We start from the raw sequence: 15,294 nt of genomic DNA, 5'->3' as shown, positions 1-15,294 counted from the left end.
GCGAAGGTGGCCGTACCGTCGGCGCCGGCGTTGTCTCCAAGATCATCGAGTAATTCGTCTCGAGTCTTGTCTTTCAGCCGGGGATCGACTAAGATCCCCGGCTTCCTGTTGAAGTGCACACGATACAGGGCAGTAGCTCAATTGGCAGAGCGACGGTCTCCAAAACCGTAGGTTGGGGGTTCGATTCCCTCCTGCCCTGCCACCCTTGCGGTGGTGGTGCCCGGATTCATCTTCATAGAAAGCAGTACCAGATGGTCGCAAAGACTGAAGCGTCGGCGTCAGCGCTGGACAATATCAAGCTCGCGCTCGCGCTCCTTGTCCTGCTCGTCGGGGTGGTTGGTTTCTATTGGTTTGACCATGTTGCGCTGGTGTGGCGTGTGCTGGCCCTGCTCGGTCTTGTGGGCCTGGCAGCGGGGTTGGTGGCGCTGACTCCGGTGGGGCGTGGTCTTTTTGGTTTCTCCCGCGAGGCGCGCACCGAGCTGCGCAAGGTTGTGTGGCCGACCCGGCAAGAGACGCTGCAGGTTACGCTCTCGGTCCTGGTGCTCGTGCTGATCGTGGGGATCTTTTTGTGGCTCGTGGATGCGCTGCTGTTCTGGGCGGTGCGTCTGATCACGGGTCAGGGGGGCTAAGTCAATGGCCATGCGCTGGTACGTGGTCCAGACCTTTTCTCAGTATGAGAATGCGGTCAAGCGTGCGCTCGAGGAGCGCATTCAGCGTGATGGCATGCAGGATCGCTTCGGCGAGATCCTCGTGCCTTCCGAAGAAGTGGTCGAGATGCGCGATGGCGTGCGTCGCAAGAGCGAGCGCAAGTTCTTCCCCGGCTACGTGCTGGTGCAGATCGACATGAATGACGAGGCCTGGCATCTGGTGCGTTCCGTGCCGCGGGTGCTGGGCTTCATTGGCGGTACCCCGGATCGCCCTGCGCCCATCAGCGACAAGGAGGCGGAGGCCATCCTCAGTCGGATGCGCGAAGGGGCCGAGAAGCCGCGTCCGAAGGTCCTGTTCGAGGTCGGTGAGATGGTCCGCATCTGTGAGGGGCCGTTCAATGATTTCAATGGCACCGTCGAAGAGGTCGATTACGAAAAGAGCCGCCTCCGTGTCGCTGTGAGTATTTTTGGACGCTCCACCCCGGTGGAGCTGGAGTTCGGTCAGGTCGAGAAGGTCTGATCGTCAACAGGGGAGCCCGTTGGGCGTTTGCACCCAAAGAGAGTGAAACATGGCTAAGAAAGTCCAAGCTTACATCAAGCTGCAGGTCAAGGCCGGTCAGGCCAACCCGAGTCCCCCGATCGGCCCGGCCCTGGGTCAGCACGGCGTCAATATCATGGGCTTCTGTAAGGAGTTCAATGCCGCCACTCAGGGCGTGGAGCCCGGTCTGCCGCTGCCGGTGGTCATCACCGTGTACAGCGACAAGAGCTTCACCTTCATCACCAAGACCCCGCCGGCCACTGTGCTGATCAAGAAGGCGGTGGGTATCCAGAGTGGTTCGAGCAATCCGAACACCAAGAAGGTTGGCACCATCACCCGTGCCCAGCTCGAAGAAATTGCCAAGACCAAGATGCCGGACCTCACTGCCGCTGACATGGACGCCGCCGTGCGCACCATCGCTGGCAGTGCGAAGAGCATGGGTCTGAATGTGGAGGGCGTGTAATGGCCAAGCTCACCAAGCGTCAAAAAGCCATCCGTGAAAAGGTCGACGCAGCGCGCGCCTATCCGGTCAAGGAGGCCTTCAGCCTGCTGAAGGAACTGGCGACCTCCAAGTTCGTCGAGTCCGTGGATGTGGCCGTCAATCTGGGCGTTGATCCGCGTCGCTCCGACCAGGTCGTGCGTGGTTCCACCGTGCTGCCGCGCGGCACCGGCAAGAGTGTGCGCGTGGCGGTGTTCGCCCAGGGCGCCAACGCCGAGGCGGCCAAGGCCGCTGGCGCCGAGATCGTCGGTTTCGAGGATCTCGCGGAGTCCATCAAGGCGGGCAACATGGATTTCGACGTGGTCATCGCCACGCCGGATGCCATGCGTATCGTCGGTCAGCTCGGTCAGATCCTCGGTCCCCGTGGCCTGATGCCGAACCCGAAGGTGGGTACCGTGTCGATGGATCCGGCTGCCGCCGTGCGCAACGCCAAGGCCGGTCAGGTGCGTTACCGTACCGACAAGGCCGGTATCATCCATTGCACCATCGGCAAGGTCAGCTTCGATGAGGAGGCCCTGCTCGAGAACCTGAACGCCCTGATCGCGGACCTGAACAAGGCCAAGCCTTCCGCGGCCAAGGGTATCTACATGAAGCGCATCACCGTTTCCACCACCATGGGCCCGGGCCTGATGGTGGATCAGGCCAGCCTGGCGGGCTGATGCGCCGCGGGGCGGGGAATGCCGCTCCGCACCGTTTGGGCTGCCGGGGCTACCCGGTTGCGTCCAAGACCGCAGGTGCATGAGGTCTCCGAGTGCTTAATCCTGCCTGCGCAGACGGTGAGGCCCAGGAATTTCTGCCTGGTGTGACACCGTAAGGGCGGGATGCCATCCAGTCTCTGGTGGCGTCCCGGTTCGAGGCGATGCATGTCCCTTGGGGCATGCGATCCGAGGTTATTTCAATGGCACTGACGTTCGATCAGAAACAGGCTGTCGTCGCTGAAGTAGCCGAAGTCGCCGCCAAAGCTTATTCCGCCGTTGCGGCGGAATATCGTGGCATGACGGTCGAGCAACTGACCGCGCTGCGCGTGAAGGCCCGTAAAGAGGGTGTTTACCTGCGCGTGGTGAAGAACACGCTCGCCCGCATCGCGGTGCGCGGTACCGAATTCGAGTGCATGGCCGACGGGATGGTAGGTCCCCTCGTGCTCGCGTTCTCGATGGAGGATCCGGGTGCTGCAGCACGCCTGATGCGCGATGCGGCCAAGGAGAACGACAAGCTGAAAGTGAAGCTCGTCGCCCTCAGTGGCCAGCTCATCGCTGCATCCGAGATCGATCGCGTGGCCAACCTGCCGACCCGCGACCAGGCCATCAGCATGCTCATGTCTGTCATGCAGGCCCCGGTTGCCAAGTTCGTCCGTACCCTCAACGAGGTTCCGGGCAAGCTGGTCCGCACCGTTGCCGCCATCCGCGATCAGAAGCAAGCGGCGTAAGACTTACGGCTTTTTAACAATCCTTTCGCTTTTAGGTACACAACCATGGCAATCAACAAAGAAGACATTCTGGAGGCTATCTCCAACATGACCGTCCTGGAGATCGTTGATCTGATCTCCGCGATGGAAGAGAAGTTCGGCGTATCCGCCGCTGCCGCGGTCGCCGTTGCCGCCGCTCCGGCTGCAGGCGCTGCCGCTCCGGCCGCTGAAGAGAAGACTGAGTTCGACGTGGTCATGACCAGCTTCGGCGACAACAAGGTCAACGTGATCAAGGCCGTGCGCGAAATCACCGGCCTGGGCCTGAAAGAGGCCAAGGACCTGGTTGAAGGCGCCCCCTCCACCGTGAAGGAAGGTGTTGCCAAGGCCGATGCCGAGGCCATGAAGAAGAAGCTCGAAGAGGCCGGTGCCAAGGTCGAGCTCAAGTAATCGATCCCGCTTTCGCCTTGCGAAACACGGGTATCCGGCTGGCGGCGATGGCCGCCGGCCTTTTTCCGCTTGATGGGCTTCCAGTGGCCTGTTGCGATGTCCCAGGCACCGCGCGGTGGTGAGACATGTCGACAGTCTACTGTGGTTCTAGATGACGCTCCGCGTCAGTAAATACTGTTTCCTCAGAGGAAATCCGATGACGTACTCCATCACCGAGAAGAAGCGGATCCGCAAGGATTTCAGCAAGCGCAAGTCCATCCTTGCGGTGCCGAATCTGCTGGCCACCCAGGTCGATTCCTACCGTGGCTTTCTGCAGCTTGAAAACCCGCAGGGCCGTGACCCGATGGGCCTGCATGCCTCGCTCAGCTCGGTGTTCCCGATCGTAAGCTACTCGGGCAACGCGGCGCTCGAATACGTCAGCTATCGCCTCGGCGAGCCGCCCTTCGATGTCAAGGAATGCCAGATCCGTGGCCTGACCTATGCCGCCCCGCTGCGCGTCAAGATGCGTCTGGTGATCTACGACAAGGAGGCCCCTGCGGGCAGCCAGGTGGTCAAGGACGTGCGCGAGCAGGAGGTGTACATGGGCGAGCTGCCGCTCATGACCGAGACCGGCACCTTCGTCATCAATGGCACCGAGCGGGTCGTGGTGTCCCAGCTGCACCGCTCCCCGGGGGTGTTCTTCGACTCCGACAAGGGCAAGACCCACTCCTCCGGCAAGATCCTGTTCTCCGCGCGCATCATCCCCTACCGCGGTTCCTGGCTGGATTTCGAGTTTGACCCGAAGGATCTCCTGTACGCGCGCATCGACCGTCGCCGCAAACTGCCGGTGACCATCCTGCTGCGTGCGATCGGGATGGACAACGAGGAGATCCTCGCCACCTTCTTCGATACCACCACCTACACCCTGCTCTCGGCCAGCGAGGTCAAGGTCGATCTCGTGATCGACCGCCTGAAGGGTGAGAACGCGCCGTTCGACATCCGTGACAAGGACGGCAACGTGATCGTCGAGGCGGGACGCCGCATCACCGCCAAGCATCTGCGCGACATGAAGAAGGCCGGTGTCGGCGCCCAGGTCGCACCGATCGAGTACCTCATCGGCCAGACCCTGGCCCACAACGTCATCGACCAGCGCACCGGTGAGCTCCTCGCCAGCGCCAACGACATCGTCACCGCCGACCTGATCGCGGCGATGAACGACGCTGGCATCCGTGAGGTTCGTACCATCTATTTCAACGAGGTCGACCGCGGTCCGTTCATCTCCAGCACCCTGCGCGCGGACACGACCACCAGCCCGCTCGAGGCCCTGGTGGAGATCTACCGCATGATGCGCCCGGGCGAGCCGCCCACCAAGGAGTCCGCCGAGGCGCTGTTCCAGGGTCTGTTCTTCTCCGAGGATCGCTACGACCTCTCCGCCGTCGGCCGGATGAAGTTCAACCGCCGTGTGGGCCGTGAGGAGATCACCGGTCCGGGCACCTTGTCCAAGGAAGACATCCTGGACGTGATCAAGGTGCTGATCGACATCCGCAACGGCAACGGTCAGGTGGACGACATCGACCACCTCGGCAACCGCCGTATCCGTTCCGTGGGTGAGATGGCCGAGAACGTGTTCCGCATCGGCCTCGTGCGCGTCGAGCGCGCGGTCAAGGAGCGCCTGTCCTTGGCCGAGAGCGAAGGCCTGATGCCGCAGGAGCTGATCAATGCCAAGCCGGTGGCGGCCGCGATCAAGGAGTTCTTCGGCTCCAGCCAGCTCTCCCAGTTCATGGACCAGAACAACCCGCTCTCCGAGGTGACCCACAAGCGCCGTGTCTCCGCCCTCGGCCCCGGCGGCCTGACCCGCGAGCGCGCCGGCTTCGAGGTGCGCGACGTGCACCCGACCCACTACGGCCGCGTGTGCCCGATCGAGACCCCGGAAGGCCCGAACATCGGCCTGATCAACTCGATGGCGGTCTACGCCCGCACCAATCACTACGGCTTCCTGGAAACCCCGTATCGCCGGGTGGTCGATGGCAAGGTCACCGACCAGGTCGACTACCTCTCCGCCATCGAGGAAGGCCAGTACATCATCGCCCAGGCGAACGCCCGCCTGGACGAGCAGGGTAACCTGACCGACGAGCTGGTGGCCTGCCGTCAGGCCGGCGAGTTCACCCTGGCCAACCCCGGCCAGGTGCACTACATGGACATCTCGCCGAAGCAGGTGGTGTCCGTGGCTGCCTCGCTCATCCCGTTCCTCGAGCACGACGACGCCAACCGCGCGCTGATGGGCGCCAACATGCAGCGCCAGGCCGTACCCTGCCTGCGCGCCGACAAGCCGTTGGTCGGCACCGGGATGGAGCGCGTGGTGGCGGTCGATTCCGGCGCCTCGGTGGTCGCCCGCCGCGGTGGGGTGGTCGAGCGCGTCGATGCCACCCGTATCGTGGTGCGCGTCAACGATGACGAGACCGAGGCCGGGGAGATCGGCGTCGACATCTACAACCTGACCAAGTACACCCGTTCCAACCAGAACACCTGCATCAACCAGCGCCCGATCGTCCATGACGGCGATGTCATCGCCAAGGGCGACGTGCTGGCCGACGGCGCCTCGGTCGACCTCGGCGAGCTGGCGCTCGGCCAGAACATGCTGGTCGCCTTCATGCCCTGGAACGGCTACAACTTCGAGGACTCCATCCTCCTCTCCGAGCGCGTGCTGAAGGAAGACCGCTTCACCTCGATCCACATCGAGGAGCTCTCCTGCGTGGCGCGGGATACCAAGCTCGGTCCCGAGGAGATCAGCGCCGACATCCCGAACGTCTCCGAAGGCCTGCTCAACAAGCTGGACGAGTCCGGGGTGGTGTTCGTCGGCGCCGAGGTGCGTCCGGGCGACATCCTGGTGGGCAAGGTCACGCCCAAGGGCGAGACCCAGCTGACCCCGGAGGAGAAGCTCCTGCGCGCGATCTTCGGCGAGAAGGCGAGTGATGTGAAGGACACCTCGCTGCGCGTGCCGCCGGGGATGGAGGGCACCGTGATCGACGTGCGCGTGTTCACCCGCGATGGGGTGGAGAAGGACGCGCGCGCCAAGGCCATCGAGGAGGCCGACCTCGATGCGGTGCGCAAGAACATCAAGGACCGCATGCGCATCATCGAGGATGACATCTTCCAGCGTGTCGAGAACCTGCTGGTCGGCCAGGTCGCCGATGGCGGCATGGGCCTTGAGGGCGGCAAGAAGATCACCGCCGCCGCGCTGGCCAAGATCAAGCGCGAGCAGTGGTTCGACATCCGCCTGGCGGATGACGGGGCGGCGGCGGAGCTCGAGGCCTACAAGGCCCAGCTCGAGGAGCAGCGCGCCGAGGCCGAGCGCCTGTTCGCCGACAAGAAGGCGAAGATCCAGCAGGGCGATGACCTGGCGCCGGGCGTGCTGAAGATGGTCAAGGTGTATGTGGCAGTCAAGCGCCGCATCCAGCCGGGTGACAAGATGGCCGGCCGCCACGGGAACAAGGGTGTGGTCTCCATGATCGTGCCCGAGGAGGATATGCCGTACATGGAGAACGGCACGCCGATCGACATCTGCCTCAACCCGCTGGGTGTACCGTCGCGGATGAACATCGGCCAGATCCTCGAGGTCCACCTCGGCCTCGCCGCACGCGGGCTTGGGCACAAGATCCAGGCCATGCTCGAGCTCGAGCGTGAGAAGCAGCTGACCGAGCTGCGCGCTTTCCTCGACCAGGTCTACAACCATCGCGGGGTGAAGGAGGTCGACCTCGACAGCCTCACCGACGACGAGCTGATCGCCATGGCCAAGAACCTCAGCAAGGGTGTGCCGATGGCGACGCCGGTGTTCGAGGGGGCGCACGAGTCCGAGATCAAGCACATGCTGCGCCTGGCCGACCTGCCCGAGAGCGGCCAGATGTATTTGTACGATGGCCGTACCGGCCAGCGCTTCGATCGTCCGACCACGGTGGGCTACATGTACATGCTCAAGCTCAACCACCTGGTCGACGACAAGATGCACGCCCGTTCCACCGGTCCGTACAGCCTGGTCACCCAGCAGCCGCTGGGTGGTAAGGCCCAGTTCGGTGGCCAGCGCTTCGGGGAGATGGAGGTCTGGGCCCTGGAGGCCTACGGCGCCGCCTACACCCTGCAGGAGATGCTGACCGTCAAGTCGGACGACGTGAACGGCCGCAACAAGATGTACAAGAACATCGTCGACGGCAACCACCAGATGGAGGCCAGCATGCCGGAGTCCTTCAACGTGCTCCTGCGTGAGATCCGCTCGCTCGGCATCAATATCGAGCTCGAGCAGGAAGACTGATCGACCCCGCCTGGGCGGTGCGCGCATGACGCACCGTCCCTCGCTGCATTTTTGAGAGATTCGCCATGAAAGAACTGCTCAACCTGATGAAGCCCCAGGCGGCGGAAGAAGAATTCGACTTCATCCGCATCTCGCTCGCCTCGCCGGACATGATCCGCTCCTGGTCGTATGGTGAGGTCAAGAAGCCCGAGACCATCAACTACCGCACCTTCAAGCCGGAGCGCGACGGCCTGTTCTGCGCCAAGATCTTCGGCCCGGTGAAGGACTACGAGTGCCTGTGCGGCAAGTACAAGCGCCTCAAGCACCGCGGCGTGGTGTGCGAGAAGTGCGGGGTGGAGGTCACCCTATCCAAGGTGCGCCGCGAGCGCATGGGCCACATCGAACTGGCCGCGCCCTGCGCGCACATCTGGTTCCTCAAGTCCCTGCCGTCCCGCATCGGCCTGATGCTGGACATGACCCTGCGCGACATCGAGCGCGTGCTCTACTTCGAGGCCTTCATCGTCACCGAGCCGGGACTGACCCCGCTGCAGAAAGGGCAGCTGCTGAACGATGAGGAGTACCTCGACGCCATCGAGCAGTATGGCGACGAGTTCGAGGCCCGCATGGGCGCCGAGGCGCTGCACGACATCCTCAGCAAGATGAATCTTGAGGAGGAGGCCCGCAAGATGCGCGAGGAGCTGGCCGAGACCGGCTCGGAGACCAAGATCAAGCGCATCTCCAAGCGCCTGAAGCTGATCGAGTCCTTCCTCGAGTCCGGCAACAAGCCGGAGTGGCTGATCCTGACCGTGCTGCCGGTGCTGCCGCCGGACCTGCGTCCGCTGGTGCCGCTGGACGGCGGCCGCTTCGCCACCTCCGACCTGAACGACCTGTACCGCCGCGTCATCAACCGCAACAACCGCCTCAAGCGCCTGCTGGAGCTGAACGCGCCCGACATCATCGTGCGCAACGAGAAGCGCATGCTGCAGGAGTCGGTGGATGCGCTGCTGGACAACGGCCGCCGCGGCCGCGCCATCACTGGCACCAACAAGCGCCCGCTCAAGTCGCTCGCTGACATGATCAAGGGCAAGCAGGGCCGCTTCCGCCAGAACCTGCTCGGCAAGCGCGTCGACTACTCCGGCCGCTCCGTGATCGTGGTTGGTCCGACCCTGCGCCTGCACCAGTGCGGCCTGCCGAAGAAGATGGCGCTTGAGCTGTTCAAGCCGTTCATCTTCTCCAAGCTCGTCCGCCGTGGGCTCGCCACCACCATCAAGGCGGCCAAGAAGCTGGTCGAGCGTGAAGGGCCGGAGGTCTGGGACGTCCTCGACGAGGTCATCCGCGAGCACCCGGTGCTGCTGAACCGTGCGCCGACCCTGCACCGCTTGGGCATCCAGGCCTTTGAGCCGGTGCTGATCGAGGGCAAGGCGATCCAGCTGCACCCGCTGGTCTGCTCCGCGTTCAACGCCGACTTCGACGGCGACCAGATGGCGGTCCACGTGCCGCTCTCGCTCGAGGCCCAGATCGAGGCCCGCGCGCTGATGATGTCGACCAACAACGTCCTCTCCCCGGCCAACGGTGATCCGATCATCGTGCCGTCGCAGGACATCGTGCTTGGCATCTACTACATGACCCGTGCCAAGGTGAACGGCAAGGGCGAGGGTCTGGTGCTGGCCGACCTCGACGAGGTCCAGCGCGCCTACGACACCGAGCAGGTGGAGCTCGGCACCCGGGTCAAGGTCCGCATCACCGAGCATCGCCGCAACGAGGCCGGCACGCTTGAGCCGCACCGCTCGCTGATCGACACCACGGTCGGCCGCGCGCTGCTGTACCGCGTGGTACCGGCCGGTGTGCCGTTCGAGCTGGTCAACCGCGACATGGGCAAGAAGGCCATCTCGGGCCTTTTGAACTACGTCTACCGCCACCTTGGTCTGAAGGAGACGGTCATCTTCGCCGACCAGATGATGTACACCGGCTTCCGCTTCGCGGCCCGCGCCGGCATCTCCATCTGCTCCGACGACATGCGCGTGCCCGAGGCCAAGGCCGCCATCCTGGCCAAGGCCGAGCTCGAGGTGAAGGAGATCCAGGAACAGTTCAACAGTGGTCTTGTGACCTCCGGTGAGCGCTACAACAAGGTGGTCGACATCTGGTCGCGCGCCAACGATCAGATCACCAAGGCGATGATGGACGGCCTGTCCACCGAGACCGTGATCGACGCCAACGGCAACGAGGTCAAGCAGAACTCGTTCAACGCCATCTACATGATGGCGGACTCCGGCGCGCGGGGTTCCGTGGCTCAGATCCGTCAGCTCGCGGGCATGCGCGGCCTGATGGCCAAGCCGGACGGCTCCATTATCGAGACGCCGATCACCGCGAACTTCCGTGAAGGCCTGAACGTCATTCAGTACTTCATCTCCACCCACGGCGCGCGCAAGGGCCTGGCCGACACCGCGCTGAAGACCGCGAACTCCGGTTACCTGACCCGCCGTCTGGTCGATGTGGCGCAGGACATGGTCATCACCATCGACGACTGCGGCACCACCAGCGATGGCCTGCGCATGACCCCGGTGATCGAAGGCGGCGACGTGGTCGAGGGTCTGGGTGAGCGCATCCTTGGCCGGGTGACCTCCAAGGATGTGCTGGTGCCGGGCACCAACACCACCCTGATCCCAGCTGGGACCCTGATCGACGAGGCCAAGGTGCGCCAGATCGAGGAGGCGGGCGTGGACGAGGTCTGGGTGCGCTCTCCGATCAGCTGCGAATCGCGCTGGGGCGTGTGCTCCAAGTGCTATGGTCGCGACCTCGCGCGCGGTCATCAGGTCAACGTCGGTGAGGCGGTGGGCGTCATGGCGGCCCAGTCCATCGGTGAACCGGGCACCCAGCTGACCATGCGCACCTTCCACATCGGTGGCGCGGCCTCCCGTTCCGCGGCGGCCAGCAGCGTGGAGAACAAGACCGCGGGCAGCGCGCGCTTCCACAACCTCAAGACCGTCACCAACCGCGACGGCTTCCTGGTGGCCGTGTCGCGTTCGGGCGAGATCGGCGTGGTCGATGATCACGGCCGCGAGCGCGAGCGCTACAAGATCCCCTACGGTGCGGTCATCCGCGTCAAGGAAGGGGATCACGCCCCGGCCGGCACCACCATGGCGGTCTGGGACCCGCACACCCACCCGATCGTCACCGAGGTGGCCGGTTACGTACGCTTCATCGACTTCGTCGAGGGCGTGACCGTCAACTCGCAGGTGGACGAGATCACTGGCCTCTCCTCCAAGGAGATCACCGATCCGAAGCAGCGCGCCGGTGCGGCCAAGGATCTGCGTCCGCTGGTCAAGCTGGTGGACGAACAGGGCAACGACCTCAAGCTCGCGGGCACCGACCTGCCGGCGAACTACTTCCTGCCGGGACGCGCGATCGTCAACCTCAACGACGGCGACCGCGTGGAGGTGGGTGACTTCGTGGCGCGTATCCCGCAGGAGAGCTCGAAGACCCGCGACATCACCGGTGGTCTGCCCCGCGTGGCCGACCTGTTCGAGGCCCGCAAGCCGAAGGATCCCGCCATCCTGGCCGAGATCTCCGGCACCATCAGCTTCGGCAAGGAGACCAAGGGCAAGCAGCGCGTGGTGATCACCGCCGAGAATGGCGATACCCACGAGGAGCTGATCCCGAAGTGGCGTCAGGTCAACGTGTTCGAGGGCGAGTATGTCAGCCGTGGCGAGGTGATCGTCGATGGTGAGCTCTCCCCGCATGACATCCTGCGCCTGCGTGGCATCGAGGAGATGGCCTCCTACCTCACCAAGGAGGTGCAGGACGTCTACCGCCTGCAGGGCGTGAAGATCAACGACAAGCACATCGAGGTGATCATTCGCCAGATGCTGCGCAAGGTCGAGATCACCGAGTCCGGGGATTCCGGCTACATCGTTGGCGATCAGGTCGACAAGGCCCGTATCCTCGAGGAGAACCGCAACCTGGTCGAGAAGGGCAAGATGCCCGCCCAGTATCAGCCCGTGCTGCTTGGCATCACCAAGGCCTCGCTGGTGACCGAGTCGTTCGTGTCCGCGGCCTCCTTCCAGGAGACCACCCGCGTGCTGACCGATGCGGCGGTGCGTGGTGCGGTGGACGAACTCCGTGGTCTGAAAGAAAACGTCATCGTCGGCCGCCTCATTCCGGCCGGCTCCGGGCTTGCCTACCATCAGAGCCGGCGCGATGAGCGTCGTCGTCAGATGAGGGAAGCCCTTGGACTCGTCGATCTGGGCAGCGATGCCCCGGTCGAGACCGTGGTCGCGAGCGACCCGGAAGAGGAATGAAAACCGACGGGGGCGTTAAGCGGCCATTGACAGTCGTGGGCTTGATCTCTAGAATCCGGCCCCTTTCAATGCGGTGCTCTGGCCTTGTTATCGCCCCGCTTGAACCCATTTGCTGTTGGAGAAATTTTTAGATGGCAACAGTCAACCAGCTGGTGCGCAAGCCCCGCACGCGGGTGAGCGAGAAGTCCAATGTGCCTGCGCTGCAGAATTGCCCTCAGCGTCGCGGTGTGTGCACGCGTGTTTACACCACCACCCCGAAGAAGCCGAACTCTGCGCTGCGTAAGGTCGCCAAGGTGCGCCTGACCAATGGCTACGAGGTCATCGGTTACATCGGTGGTGAAGGTCACAACCTTCAGGAACACTCCGTAGTTCTCATCCGCGGCGGTCGTGTGAAGGACCTTCCGGGTGTGCGCTATCACATCGTGCGCGGTTCGCTGGACTGCCAGGGTGTGGCCAAGCGTCGCCAGGGCCGTTCCAAGTACGGCGCCAAGCGTCCGAAGGGTTAATTAGGGTTTTAGGTAGTCAGTCATGCCAAGAAGACGTGAAGTGCCGGTTCGTCAGGTTCTGCCGGATCCGAAATTCAAGAACACCACGATCACCAAGTTCATGAACATGATCATGCTCGACGGCAAGAAGTCTGTCGCCGAGAGCATCATGTATGGTGCCATCGACACCATCACCGCCAAGGGCAAGGGTGATGCCGTCGAGCTGCTCGAGCGCGCCCTCGATAACGTGGCTCCGGCCGTCGAGGTCAAGTCCCGTCGCGTGGGTGGTGCCACCTACCAGGTGCCGGTCGAGGTTCGTCCGTCCCGTCGCACCTCCCTGGCCATGCGCTGGATCATCGACGCGGCGCGCAAGCGTGGCGAGAAAGACATGAAGAACCGTCTGGCGGGTGAGCTCATGGACGCTGCCGAGAACCGCGGTTCTGCGGTGAAGAAGCGTGAGGACACGCACCGCATGGCCGAGGCCAACAAGGCCTTCGCTCATTTCCGTTGGTAAGGCACGAGGACTGATCCGTGGCACGTACGACACCGCTCGAGCGGTACCGCAATTTCGGCATCATGGCTCACATCGATGCCGGCAAAACAACCACCTCCGAGCGCATCCTCTATTACACCGGTGTGTCTCACAAGATCGGTGAGGTCCACGAGGGCGCGGCCACCATGGACTGGATGGAGCAGGAGCAGGAGCGCGGCATCACCATCACCTCCGCGGCCACCACGGCCTTCTGGAGCGGGATGGACCGCCAGTTCGAGCAGCACCGCTTCAACATCATCGACACCCCGGGGCACGTCGACTTCACCATCGAGGTGGAGCGTTCCCTGCGTGTGCTCGACGGTGCGGTGTTCGTGTTGTGCGCGGTGGGTGGTGTGCAGCCCCAGTCCGAGACGGTGTGGCGTCAGGCCAACAAGTACCGTGTTCCGCGCCTCGCCTTCGTGAACAAGATGGACCGCTCCGGTGCCAACTTCCTGCGCGTCATGGATCAGCTCAAGCAGCGCCTGGGGGGCAACCCGGTGCCGGTGGTCCTGCCGATCGGTGCCGAAGACAACTTCGAGGGCGTCGTCGACCTGATCCGCATGAAGGCCATCTACTGGAACGAGGCCGACAAGGGCATGACCTATGATGTCCGCGACATTCCGGCGGACATGCTTGCCCAGTGTCAGGAGTATCGCGAGAAGATGGTCGAGGCTGCGGCCGAGGCCAGCGAGGAAATGATGGAGAAGTATCTCGAGTCCGGCGAGCTGTCGGATGACGAGATCAAGGCTGGCCTGCGTGCGCGCACCCTGAACAACGAGATCATCCCGGCCTTCTGCGGTTCCGCCTTCAAGAACAAGGGTGTTCAGCGCATGCTGGATGGCGTGATCGAGTTCCTGCCGGGGCCGACCGACGTCCCCGCGATCAAGGGCGAGCTCGAGAACGGCGAACCGGCTGAGCGTCATTCTGGCGACGATGAGCCGTTCTCCGCTCTGGCGTTCAAGATCATGACCGACCCGTTCGTCGGCACCCTGACCTTCATTCGCGTCTATTCCGGCGTGGTGAGCGCGGGTGATGCCGTCTACAACTCGGTCAAGCAGTCCCGCGAGCGCATCGGCCGTCTCGTGCAGATGCACGCCAACACCCGCGAGGAGATCAAGGAAGTCCGTGCTGGTGACATCGCCGCCGCCGTGGGTCTGAAGAATGTCACCACCGGTGACACCCTGTGCGACCCGAACAACATCATCATCCTCGAGCGCATGGAGTTCCCGGAGCCGGTGATCTCCATCGCCGTGGAGCCCAAGACCAAGGGCGACCAGGAGAAGATGGGCATCGCCCTGTCCAAGCTCGCGGCCGAGGACCCCTCCTTCCGCGTCCATACCGACGAGGAGTCCGGTCAGACCATCATCTCCGGCATGGGTGAGCTGCACCTTGAGATCATCGTCGACCGCATGAAGCGCGAGTTCAAGGTCGAGGCGAACACCGGCAAGCCGCAGGTGGCTTACCGCGAAACCATTCGCGGCAGCGTCGAGCAGGAAGGCAAGTTCGTTCGCCAGTCCGGTGGTCGTGGTCAGTATGGTCACGTCTGGCTGCGCATCGAGCCGAACGAGGAAGGCAAAGGGTACGAGTTCGTCAACGCCATCGTCGGTGGTGTGGTGCCGAAGGAATACATCCCGGCGGTCGACAAGGGTGTGCAGGAGGCCCTGCAGAACGGTGTTATTGCTGGCTTCCCGATGGTGGACGTCAAGGTGACCCTGTTCGATGGCTCCTACCACGATGTGGACTCCAACGAGATGGCGTTCAAGATCGCCGGCTCGATGGGTGTCAAGGAAGGTGCCGCCAAGGCGAACCCGGTCCTGCTCGAGCCGATCATGAAGGTCGAGGTCGAGACCCCCGAGGACTACATGGGCGACGTCATCGGCGACATCAACCGTCGTCGCGGCATGGTCCAGGGCATGGATGACGAGTTCGGTGGCATCAAGAAGATCCGCGCCGAGGTCCCGCTGTCCGAGATGTTCGGCTACGCCACCGACCTGCGCTCCGCGACCCAGGGCCGCGCGAGCTATTCCATGGAGTTCGCCAAGTACTCCGAGGCGCCGCGCAACGTCACCGAGGCGGTGATCAAGAGCGTGAAAGGTTAATTTCAAGTATTCAGAGGTCCATAAGTCATGGCTAAGGAAAAATTCGAACGTAAGAAGCCGCACGTGAACGTGGGCACCAT

General features: G+C 63.5%; 10 protein-coding genes, 1 tRNA gene and 1 pseudogene. All 12 read left to right on the top strand.

Going from position 1 to position 15,294, the window contains the following annotated elements; all coding sequences use genetic code 11:
• The first annotated feature begins 126 nt into the window (after positions 1–126).
• Positions 127–202: transfer RNA gene (locus V6D91_RS11660), tRNA-Trp, on the top strand.
• Between the two features lie 49 nt (positions 203–251).
• Entirely contained in the window at positions 252–629 is a 378-nt protein-coding gene (secE, locus tag V6D91_RS11655; protein ID WP_347320735.1) for a preprotein translocase subunit SecE, read from the top strand.
• 4 nt (positions 630–633) lie between these two features.
• Positions 634–1,167, top strand: a complete 534-nt coding sequence (gene nusG / locus V6D91_RS11650; protein WP_347320732.1) for a transcription termination/antitermination protein NusG — start codon at positions 634–636, stop codon at positions 1,165–1,167.
• Positions 1,168–1,216: 49 nt separating this feature from the next.
• Positions 1,217–1,648 (top strand): 50S ribosomal protein L11, encoded by a 432-nt coding sequence (gene rplK / locus V6D91_RS11645; RefSeq protein ID WP_347320730.1) that lies wholly within the window; start codon positions 1,217–1,219, stop codon positions 1,646–1,648.
• Positions 1,648–2,343 (top strand): 50S ribosomal protein L1, encoded by a 696-nt coding sequence (rplA, locus tag V6D91_RS11640; protein WP_347320728.1) that lies wholly within the window; start codon positions 1,648–1,650, stop codon positions 2,341–2,343. The genes rplK and rplA overlap by 1 nt, the downstream gene beginning before the upstream one ends.
• A 239-nt stretch (positions 2,344–2,582) precedes the next feature.
• On the top strand, positions 2,583–3,110 hold the full coding sequence (rplJ, locus tag V6D91_RS11635) for a 50S ribosomal protein L10 (RefSeq protein ID WP_347320726.1): 528 nt from the start codon (positions 2,583–2,585) through the stop codon (positions 3,108–3,110).
• 45 nt (positions 3,111–3,155) lie between these two features.
• A complete protein-coding gene (gene rplL, locus V6D91_RS11630; protein WP_347320724.1) occupies positions 3,156–3,536 on the top strand; it encodes a 50S ribosomal protein L7/L12 in 381 nt (126 codons plus the stop codon).
• 196 nt (positions 3,537–3,732) lie between these two features.
• A complete protein-coding gene (gene rpoB / locus V6D91_RS11625) occupies positions 3,733–7,821 on the top strand; it encodes a DNA-directed RNA polymerase subunit beta (protein ID WP_347320722.1) in 4,089 nt (1,362 codons plus the stop codon).
• Between the two features lie 65 nt (positions 7,822–7,886).
• Positions 7,887–12,005, top strand: a pseudogene (gene rpoC / locus V6D91_RS11620) (DNA-directed RNA polymerase subunit beta'); the annotation flags it as partial.
• Between the two features lie 224 nt (positions 12,006–12,229).
• Entirely contained in the window at positions 12,230–12,604 is a 375-nt protein-coding gene (gene rpsL, locus V6D91_RS11615; RefSeq protein WP_347320720.1) for a 30S ribosomal protein S12, read from the top strand.
• 22 nt (positions 12,605–12,626) lie between these two features.
• Complete coding sequence (gene rpsG, locus V6D91_RS11610) at positions 12,627–13,097, top strand: 30S ribosomal protein S7 (RefSeq protein ID WP_347320718.1); 471 nt, start codon at positions 12,627–12,629, stop codon at positions 13,095–13,097.
• Positions 13,098–13,114: 17 nt separating this feature from the next.
• Complete coding sequence (gene fusA / locus V6D91_RS11605) at positions 13,115–15,214, top strand: elongation factor G (RefSeq protein WP_347320716.1); 2,100 nt, start codon at positions 13,115–13,117, stop codon at positions 15,212–15,214.
• Positions 15,215–15,294: the final 80 nt, after the last annotated feature.

The sequence above is a fragment of the Thiofaba sp. EF100 genome (genome assembly GCF_039822285.1).
GTDB lineage: Bacteria > Pseudomonadota > Gammaproteobacteria > Halothiobacillales > Halothiobacillaceae > Thiofaba.
This window is presented reverse-complemented; position numbering and strand designations above follow the sequence as displayed.